We start from the raw sequence: 9,600 nt of genomic DNA, 5'->3' as shown, positions 1-9,600 counted from the left end.
GCGGTCTGCCCGGGCAAGAAGGCCGGCGATACCGTCCCGACGGCGATCCACGATTTCGAGGGCGACCAGACCTATTCGGAAAAGCCCGGTCACCGCTTCGCCCTGACGGCGGATTTCGAGACGGCCGATCCGGCCGCCTATGACGCGCTGGTGATCCCGGGCGGGCGGGCGCCGGAATATCTGCGGCTCGATGAGCGGGTGCTCGCGATCGTGAAGCACTTCTTCGCCGAAAACAAACCGGTTGCGGCGATCTGCCACGGCGCGCAGATCCTTGCCGCCGCCGATGTGCTGAAGGGCCGGCAATGCTCGGCCTACCCGGCCTGCGCTCCGGAAGTGCGGCTTGCCGGCGGCGCTTACGCCGATATCGCCGTCACCGATGCCGTGACCGACGGCAATCTCGTCACCGCGCCGGCGTGGCCCGCCCATCCGGCATGGCTTTCGCAGTTCATGAAGCTGCTCGACGCCTGAGACGCCAAGGCCCGGCTCGGCGCTATCCCCTGACCCCGCGCCGGGCCGGAGCGCTGTTCAGCTTTTCCTGGAAACGCACTATAATGCGTCCGGAAAAGGGAGGAGATCATGTGCAGACTGTTCATCGAGGCTGACCCAACGCTTTGGGAAAGTACGACGCGCTCGATCCGCATCGACGGCATGGTGACGAGCGTCAGGCTCGAGAATTTCTTCTGGAACGCGCTTGCCGAGATCGGCGGGCGCGATGGCCTTGCCACCACGCAGCTGATTGCGAAACTCTATCACGAGGCTCTCGAGGCCGGCCATGACAGCGGCAATTTCACTTCGTTTCTGAGGGTCTGCTGCGGGCGCTATCTGGCACTGCAGCTTTCCGGCGACATTCCGGGCGGCCTGCCGATCGCCAAGCTCGACGCGCTTTCGATCCTGAAGCGGGAAAAGGAGCGCGGCCGCGCCGTGGCCTGATACGGTTCATCAGGCCGGCTGATATCCGCCATCGCATGTTTTCATGAGGCGAAAGGCGGCGCTTGTCTTATGATCGGCGCACCCGATCATTGCCACGCAAGAGAGACCCATGTTGCAGCACTACCGCATGTTCGCCGCCTATAATGCCTGGGCCAACGCCTTCGTTTATGACGAGGCCGCGGAACTTTCCGACGACGAGCGCAAGCGCGATCTGGGCGCCTTCTTCCGCTCCGTCCATGCCACACTGAACCATGTGCTCTATGCCGACCGGATCTGGATGACCCGTTTTGCGGGCGCCGATACAGGCCCGGTCAAACTCGATACAATCCTGCACGACGATTTCGCCGCGCTCAGGGACGACCGCGAAAGGGAAGACCTAAGGATCATCGCTTTCGTCGACGGCATGGATGCGGTCCGGCTTGAGGGGACGTTTTCGTATACGCGCGGCACGCCGCCGAAAGATTATACCGACCGTTATCAGACGACGCTCGCGCATTTCTTCAACCACCAGACCCATCACCGCGGCCAGGTCCACGCCATGCTGACCATGCTCGGCCGACCGTCGCCGGCAATCGACCTCCTCTATTTCCTCAGAAGCGAAGACGGTCGTCGGTTCGCCTGAATTTCGCGGCGCCGCGGCGGTTCTCCGTCTTGCCAAACGCGGGCGTTTCAGACACAACCGCTGCCATGATCTCGATATCCGACCTTTCCGTCCGCATTGCCGGACGCCTGCTCATCGAAAACGCTTCCGTCTCCATTCCCGATGGGATGAAGGCGGGGCTGGTCGGCCGCAATGGCGCCGGCAAGTCAACGCTCTTCCGCGTCCTCACCGGCGCGCTTTCGCCCGAGACCGGCACGGTGTCGCTGCCGAAGAAGGCGCGCATCGGCCAGGTGGCGCAGGAGGCGCCGGGCACGGAAGACCCGCTGATCGACATCGTCCTTGCCGCCGACAAGGAGCGAGCGGCACTGATGGCGGAGGCCGAAACCGCGACCGACGCGCACCGCATCGCCGAGATCCAGACGCGGCTGGTCGATATCGATGCCCATTCGGCGGAAGCCCGCGCCGCCAGCATCCTCTCCGGCCTCGGCTTTGACGAGGCGGCGCAGAAGCGTCCGGCATCGTCGTTTTCCGGCGGCTGGCGGATGCGCGTCGCGCTTGCCGCCGTGCTCTTCTCCGAGCCCGACCTGCTGCTGCTCGACGAGCCGACAAACTATCTGGACCTTGAGGGCACGCTGTGGCTGGAGGACTATATTCGCCGCTACCCCTACAGCGTCATCATCATTTCGCACGACCGCGACCTCCTGAACACGGCGGCCAACGCGATCATCCATCTCGACCAGAGAAAGCTGACCTTCTACCGCGGCTCCTACGACCAGTTCGAGCGGCAGAAGGCGGAAGCCGACGAGTTGCAGATGAAGGCCCGCGCCAAGAACGAGGCGCAGCGCAAGCACCTGCAGAGCTTCATCGACCGGTTCAAGGCCAAGGCCTCGAAGGCCCGCCAGGCGCAAAGCCGCATCAAGGCGCTGGAAAAGATGGGCACGGTTGCCGCCGTGATCGAGGATCACGTCCAGGGCTTCTCCTTTCCGGAACCGGAAAAGCAGCCCGCCTCCCCGATCATCGCCATCGAGGATGGGGCGGTCGGCTACACACCCGGCCAGCCGATCCTCAAGGACATCAATCTCAGGATCGACAATGACGACCGGATCGCGCTGCTCGGCGCCAACGGCAACGGCAAGTCGACCTTCGCCAAGTTCATCTCCGGCCGGCTGGAGCCGGAATCGGGCACGCTGAAACTTGCGCCGCATCTTTCGACCGGCTTTTTCGCCCAGCACCAGATCGACGATCTCGTGCCGGATGAAAGCGCGGTTGCCCATGTGCGCAAGCTGATGCCGACGGCGACCGAGCCGAAAGTGCGCGCCCGCGTGGCCCAGATGGGTCTTGCGACGGAAAAGATGGATACGCCGGCGCGTGATCTTTCCGGCGGCGAAAAGGCGCGGCTCCTGATGGGGCTGGCCGCCTTCCACGCGCCGAACCTGCTGATCCTCGACGAGCCGACCAACCACCTCGACATCGACAGCCGCAATGCGCTGGTGCGGGCGCTGAACGACTATCCCGGCGCGGTGATCCTGATCTCGCATGACCGGCACCTGATCGAGGCGACCGTCGACCGGCTGTGGCTGGTCCATGACGGCACGGTCAAGGCCTATGACGGCGATCTGGAGGATTACCGCGACCTGATCGTCTCCGGCGGCAGAAAGGCGCAGAAGGCTGAAGCGCCGAATGCCGAGGCGCGCTCGAAGTCCGTCCAGCGCAAGAGTGCCGCCGAACGCCGCGCCGCCCTTGCGCCGTTGAAGAAGAAGATCGATACCGCCGAGAAGAAGACGGCGAAGATCGAGCAGATCATCGCCAGGCTCGACGCCGACCTTGCCGACCCCAAGCTTTATGAAAAGGCGCCGGAAAAGGCCAAGGTCATGATCCAGGCCCGCGCCAACGCCGCGGCGGAGCTTGCCAAGATCGAGGAAGAATGGCTTTCGCTCTCCGCCCAGTATGAAGAGGCCATGGCCGACTGAACCCCAGTCGCTCCGGCAAGACAGCCGCGCCTTCGGCTACGGACCCGACGGCTGACCTGTCTTGGGATGAAAGAAGACAATGCGCATGTCCTTCGCCATGCGATCCAGCCAGGGTTTCGGCAGGTGCTCGATCAGCATGCCGTTCTGCACGACCGTGGAATAGCTGCAAACGACGCGGTAACCGGGCGCTTCGCCCTCAGGCGTCGGTAGAGTCTCGCGCAGTTCCCAGCGCACGGCGACACCGTCGGCAAGATCGACGCGCCGGCTGATGCCGCCGCTGGACAGATTGGCGCCGATATGGTGGGTATTCAGATCATCGGCACCCTGCAATGGCCGCGGGCTCATGAAGCCGAACAGTCGGTCATGCTGCAGGATATCGCGCCGCGCATAGGGCCAGACGAACTGCCGCAGGAAATGCTGATCGGCAAAGTGGCGCGAGTTGAGCGGCGCCTGCAGGAAACGGTTGACCAGAAGGCGCATCGGCGGCAAGGCGCCGACTGTCGCGCCCCACAGCCCCGCAAGAAGCAATTCGGTATGGGTGAACCAGTCGCGAATGCCGTGAAACTGCCTGCCGCTTTCCACCCACTCCCTGACAGTCTCGGCTTCCCGCACGCTGATCAGGGAATCCGCGTCGCGGAAAATCACGCGGTGCGCCCCGTTTTCGTCAAGCGCTGCAAAGCGCCACATCGGTCCGGGCCAGCGCCTCATTCTCTGATCGGCAAAGATGACCTCGGCGCCTGCCTCTCTCAATTTCCCGATGGTGACCCCGGGCACCGACTTGTCGACATAGAAGCGGCATGTCCAGTCGGGATAGACGCTTTCGCGCGCCCGCGCATTCATCACCGCCGTTTCACAATAGCGCGGCCGGTCGCCGTATAGCGAGAATGAAATGATGTTCCGCTCGCGCGTTGCTGCAGACGGCGGGGGCGGACGGATGGCAGGACGGTCCTCCGCCGGCGCGCATCCGAATATCTCGTCCCGGAGTTCCAGGGCCCGGCGGCCATATTCGCCCGTCTTCCGGTCGTCCTTCTTCTCTCCCCAGGCGTGGGAGAGGGCATCGAAAGCCACGAAGTGCCGCGGGTCGCGCGCAACCGAACGTTCCGCAGCCTCAATCGCATCATCAAACGCTCCGAGCCGCAGATGGCAGACCGCGATGTTCGACCAGATCACGGGATTGTCCGGCTGGACGCCGGCGGCGGCGCGTGCGAACGCCAGCGCCTCGCCATAATTGGCATAGTGATAGGCGCGGTTATAGCCTTCCCAGAAAGACGACAATTGCGATCTCAGGGAAACAGCAGTAGGCGTTCCGGTAATCAGATTGCTTTGAAAATCCATCTTCGCGCGGCAGCCTCCACAGTAACCACCGCAGCAGAATAACAAAATAATATATTAAATAAACACGCCCGATTTATATTAGCTTCACCTGAATATAACATTTATATTCTTGTATTTACCTGTTATCTCCGGTCAGGCGCGCATGCGCTCCGGCACGGCGTCGGACAGCGTGTCGCCGGGCTTGATCCCGAGGCGATCCAGAACGGCGGTCATCAGCTTCGACTTGTTCATGGTGTAGAAATGAAAGTCGGCGATGCCGCGGGCGACGAGGTCCTGCACCTGTTCGGCGGCAAGGTCGGCCGCCGCCTCGAAGCGCCCGTCCGGATCGTCATCGAGCCCCTCGAACCGCCGCTCGACAAAGGCCGGCACGCTTGCTCCGCACATGGCGGCGAACCGTTTCAGCTGGGCAAGGTTCTGGATCGGCATAATGCCGGGCACCACGGGAATGGCGATGCCGGCGCGGCGCACGTCGTTCAGATAATCCTCGAACACGTCATTGTCGAAGAAGAACTGCGTCAGCGCACGGTCGGCCCCGTTTTCGGCCTTGGCTTTCAGCATCGCAACATCGGCCGCGCGGTCGGCGCTTTCGGGGTGCTTTTCCGGATAGGCGGAAACCGAGATATCGAAATCGTCGATCGCCTTCAGCGCCGAGACGAGCGCTGCCGCATTGGCATAGCCGCCCGGATGAGGGCTGTAGGCCGTGCCGATACCACCCGGCGGGTCGCCCCTCAGCGCCACGAAGCGGCGAATGCCGGCATCGCGGAAGCGGCGGATCACGTCGTCCACCTCCCCCTTGCCGGCCTTCACCACGGTCAGGTGCGAGGCCGTCTGAAGCCGGGTCTCGTCGACAAGACGCTTCACCGCCGCATAGGTCGGCGCCTGGCTCGTCGCGCCCGCGCCGTAGGTCACCGATACGAAGCCGGGTTCATAGGCCGCGAGCTCTTCCACAGACCGCCACCAGCCGGCTTCGGCCTCGGCGGTCTTCGGCGGAAAGAACTCGAATGAAAAGTCGATTGCGCGCTTGCGGCCGCGCGTCTCTGTGCTTTCGGACATGGTTCAGACATTCCTCGCATACTGTGTTTCGGCTTCTTCCGCAGCCATCAGGATCCGGCGGTCGCGCCCGAGCCAGACGGTGACGGTGAGCGAGCGCCCCGCGGCGCCGGAAAAGGGAAGATCGACGACGTTCTCGACATCGAGGCCCGCCGCTTTCATCCAGTCGGACATCGCCTGGTGGGAAAAACCGAGCCTGAGATGGGCATGGTCGGCACGCAGATATTCAAGATCGTGCGGGGCAAAATCGATGACGACAAGCCGTCCGCCCGGCCGCATCACCCGCGCGGCCTCGGCGATCGCGCGTTCGGGATGTTCAAGGAAGTGGAGGACCTGGTGGATGATCACCAGATCAAAATCCTCGTTCTCAAGCGGCAGGTTCAGGATATCGCCGAGACGCACCGCCGCCTTCGTCACCCCCTCGGCATCCAGATTGGCACGCGCGACGGCCAGCATGTCACGGCTGGCGTCGATCCCGACGGCACGGCGATAGAGATCTTTCAGCAGTAAGAGCATGCGGCCCGTGCCGGTGCCAAGGTCGAGAACGCTTTCGACGCGTTTCGCGCCGATCAGCCTGACAAGGCATTCCTCGATCTCCGCCTCGGAGATGTGCAGGCGGCGCATTTCGTCCCATTCACCGGCGTGTTGGGCAAAATAGGCAAGCGCCTTCTCCGAGCGCGCCTGCTTGACCGCGGCAAGACGGGCGGCGTCTCGGCTGAGCGCCGAATCGCCTTCCGAGGCGTTCTTCAGGATTTCGCGTACGAGGCGGGCAGGCGCCCCCTCCTCCTTCAGCCGGAAATAGGCCCACGCGCCTTCCTGGTAGCGGTCGATCAGTCCGGCTTCTCCAAGAAGCTTCAGATGGCGGGAAATGCGCGGCTGGGACTGTCCGAGAATGTCCGTCAGGTCGGAAACCGTCAGGTCACCCGCCGCCAGAAGCGCAATCAGCCTGAGCCGCGTGGGCTCGCCCACAGCTTTCAGGACATCAACCAGATCGTCGAGATCGAGCTTCGTCATTTCGCCTCGCCTTCATCAAGATATAAAGATATGTTTATATCGAAAATAGACCGAATGCAAGTCTGGGTGCGACGGATAAGAGCGAAGCGGGTGCTGTTGTGGCCTGAAGGCGCGCATTCAGGGCGGCCTGCTCATTCGGGACAGTTCGTTCCGCTCGTCCCGACGCGACGAGAGCCCTTTCCCTTCGCGCCCCGCACGGCGGCCCGGCAGGAACAGGCAAGCAGAATAGCCGGCAAGACGAGATAGCCGCCGAGAACGAGAACCTGCCCCTGCCAATGGCGCGCGCCGTAGCCGGTTCCGCAAGGCGTGCCGCTGACAACTGCGCCCAGCCAGGCCTGCCGCGTCAGGAAAAGCATGACCGCAGCCACAGCCAGGGTGACAATCGCCCCGCTCGGGCTCACGACGCCCTTGGCCATGCCCCAGAGGACCAGGCAGATGGCGCCTGCCAGAAACGGCGACGACAAAACGGCGCCGGTCACGAACGGCCCGTCGGCCCCTTGGGTGCACGTGCCGGTGAACCCCAGAAGCTGAAGAGGCAGGGCCGGCAGAGCGACGATCCCGGCCGACCATGTCCACAGGCGAAAGAAGGCCAGCACCGCTGACACAAACAGCAGCAGGCACAGGACTATCCCTCCGATAGCAAGGATGTGCGTCACGTCTTGCCCTTTACAGAAAGCGGAATGCTTGCGGGAACTCGGTGAAATCCATAGAGCCTTTGCGCCGCGGAATCCACCTGAAGTTGATCGTCAGTCCTCGTGGTCGCGGGTCGGGAACTCCGGCCGGCGAAAGGTGGAGGAAACCATGGTGAGGCCCGCGCCGATCGCGCCGACGGTGAAGATCACCTGCAGACCGGCGCTGGTGGTCGCCGCCAGCATCATGTCGGATTTCTCGAGCGGCTGGACGGTGATTTCCAGAAGACCGATGATCCATTGGGCGGCAGCGCTGCCCGGCACCATCGGAATGCAGCCGGCAACGGCGATGGCATTGCCGACGCGGCGGACCGGAAAGGGCGTGTTGTAGGAAAGCTCCACGACCAGCGCGACGGCCATGGCCGCGGCAAAGGATGCGGCTTCCAGCGGCCAGCCGTGCAGCATGCAATAGGTTCTCACCGCCAGCGCAAGCGCGCCGGCAAGCGCGGCCCAGCCGAGATTGCGGTAGCCGAAATTGAACAGCACGCCGAACCCGGCAGCGGCAACCGCCCCGAAAAAGGCGTGGTGGGCGATGTTGGGTGCCGATTTCACCGCATCCTGCAGACCGCCGCCCAGCACAATATGCGCCGCGCCGACGCCCAGAGTAATAAAGACGAGAATCATCGCCACGGTGACGAAGCGGGCGCTGCCGAGCGTCGGAAAACCCTCCATGATGTCCGTTTGCGCGTTCATCGATGGCACGCCCGGCACCAGCATCAGCACGGCGGCGCTCATCGAGGTGTCGATCATGGCGCTGCCCATGGCCATGGCCCCGATGCCCGACAGAACGGCGGCGGCAAAGGCGACCGTGGCGGTAACGACGAAGGCGTTGTAATGCCGCTCCAGCAGCATCAGCCGGATGTACTGGCCGATCATGCTGGCGATCAGCGTCGTGACGAAGGCCGGCGCATCGGCGCCCAGCAGCCTTCCGAATGCGGCGCAGGCCAGCCCGGCGGCAAAGACGTTCAGCAACTTGTGATGCTTCGGCGTGGCCGTGGTCGCTGCCGCCAGCTTCTTCTCCACCGCATCAGCCGTCAGCCCGCCCCTGCCCGTTTCGGCGCAGATTTCGCGAACCCGGTGGTTGATGCGCATGTTGACGCCGTGATGGCCGACCCCGATCATGTGCGTCGACGAGCAGACGCCGTCGCCGACAGTCGTCGAGATCGAGGCAAAACCGACGCGGATATCGGCGCTCTTGACGCCCAGGCCGAGCGCCACCTTCTTGACGCCCTCGCGCACGACGGCGGACTTCGCCCCGGTCTCCATCAGGATGCGCCCGGCCTCCAGCGCGACGAGGGCAACCTTTTCCAGCGTTCTCTGCCGGAACAGAAGCTCCGAAACCCCGTCGTCATGCGCGCCTTCGCGGATCTCGTCGGCCGGTGAGCCTGTTTCAGTCATTGCCTCTCCTGTCGCGCATGCGGCGTTTGGGAACGGGATCAAGTTGCGGGCTTCGCCTCGTCGGCAGGCCGGCGGCGAAACTAGACGGCGCGCGCGCATTCGCCTTGCTCTATGTCAAGCAGGCCGCGCGCGCCGGCCTCGCGATCCTAGCCAATACGCGCCGAAGTGAAAATGGGGTCAGCAAGGACTGACCGAGGAACGCAGAATTCGCAAGTACTGTCGGGATAGGAACTTGTTTATGACAGTTTTACGACAGTTATGTGACGATTTTTTAAAAGAAAACGTGGGTTTTTGCCCGTTTATGAATTTTTTACAACATGCTATGCTTGCCTATATTTCATTGTTATACGACTTCCGTTTTCAACCAAACCTCAAAAGGGCTATCTGATGAAAATCGGAATTTTTACCAAGGGCGCTAAGGTTGCTGCCGTTGCCGCCGCTATGGTCGTAAGCGGCACTGTCGCTCAGGCTGCAGACACCTCGCTGACGGGCTCCGGCGCCTCTTTCCCCTTCCCGCTCTACTCGGCCTGGTTTAAGGATTTTGGCCAGAAGACCGGTATTGAAGTCAACTACCAGGCCAAGGGCTCCGGCGGCGGTATCGAAGACTTCACCA

Annotated in this window: 10 protein-coding genes; 5 read left to right on the top strand and 5 right to left on the bottom strand. The window is 63.1% G+C overall.

All coding sequences use genetic code 11. The annotated features are described in order from the left end of the window. The 4 genes from AC5DC2_RS13555 to AC5DC2_RS13540 form a co-directional block, all read left to right on the top strand. Positions 1-468: DJ-1/PfpI family protein (locus tag AC5DC2_RS13555; protein WP_491698858.1), on the top strand; the 468-nt coding region annotated here is incomplete at its 5' end. A gap of 108 nt (positions 469-576) precedes the next feature. After that, complete coding sequence (locus tag AC5DC2_RS13550; RefSeq protein WP_491698857.1) at positions 577-930, top strand: ribbon-helix-helix domain-containing protein; 354 nt, start codon at positions 577-579, stop codon at positions 928-930. Positions 931-1,039: 109 nt separating this feature from the next. Next, on the top strand, positions 1,040-1,552 hold the full coding sequence (locus tag AC5DC2_RS13545) for a DinB family protein (RefSeq protein ID WP_491698856.1): 513 nt from the start codon (positions 1,040-1,042) through the stop codon (positions 1,550-1,552). Positions 1,553-1,617: 65 nt separating this feature from the next. Next, positions 1,618-3,501, top strand: a complete 1,884-nt coding sequence (locus AC5DC2_RS13540) for an ABC-F family ATP-binding cassette domain-containing protein (protein WP_491698855.1) — start codon at positions 1,618-1,620, stop codon at positions 3,499-3,501. Between the two features lie 36 nt (positions 3,502-3,537). Here the strand turns inward: AC5DC2_RS13540 and AC5DC2_RS13535 are convergent, their stop codons facing one another. From AC5DC2_RS13535 to AC5DC2_RS13515, 5 genes are all read right to left on the bottom strand, one after another. Next, positions 3,538-4,776, bottom strand: coding sequence for a tetratricopeptide repeat protein (locus AC5DC2_RS13535; protein ID WP_491698854.1), 1,239 nt, complete (start codon positions 4,774-4,776; stop codon positions 3,538-3,540). A 192-nt stretch (positions 4,777-4,968) separates the two neighbouring features. Then, positions 4,969-5,889 (bottom strand): methylenetetrahydrofolate reductase [NAD(P)H], encoded by a 921-nt coding sequence (gene metF, locus AC5DC2_RS13530; RefSeq protein ID WP_491698853.1) that lies wholly within the window; start codon positions 5,887-5,889, stop codon positions 4,969-4,971. 3 nt (positions 5,890-5,892) lie between these two features. After that, positions 5,893-6,900, bottom strand: coding sequence for an ArsR/SmtB family transcription factor (locus tag AC5DC2_RS13525; protein WP_024709573.1), 1,008 nt, complete (start codon positions 6,898-6,900; stop codon positions 5,893-5,895). 131 nt (positions 6,901-7,031) lie between these two features. After that, positions 7,032-7,556 carry a hypothetical protein gene (locus AC5DC2_RS13520; protein ID WP_024709572.1) on the bottom strand — a complete coding sequence of 175 codons (525 nt, stop codon included), beginning with the start codon at positions 7,554-7,556 and terminating at the stop codon, positions 7,032-7,034. Positions 7,557-7,646: 90 nt separating this feature from the next. Then, positions 7,647-8,987, bottom strand: coding sequence for a threonine/serine exporter family protein (locus AC5DC2_RS13515; RefSeq protein ID WP_491698852.1), 1,341 nt, complete (start codon positions 8,985-8,987; stop codon positions 7,647-7,649). Positions 8,988-9,374: 387 nt separating this feature from the next. On the opposite strand from AC5DC2_RS13515, the gene AC5DC2_RS13510 reads away from it, so the two are divergent. After that, positions 9,375-9,600 (top strand): substrate-binding domain-containing protein (locus AC5DC2_RS13510; protein WP_491698851.1); only part of this gene is annotated, 226 nt, incomplete at its 3' end.

This window comes from Martelella sp., from assembly GCF_984369615.1.
This window is presented reverse-complemented; position numbering and strand designations above follow the sequence as displayed.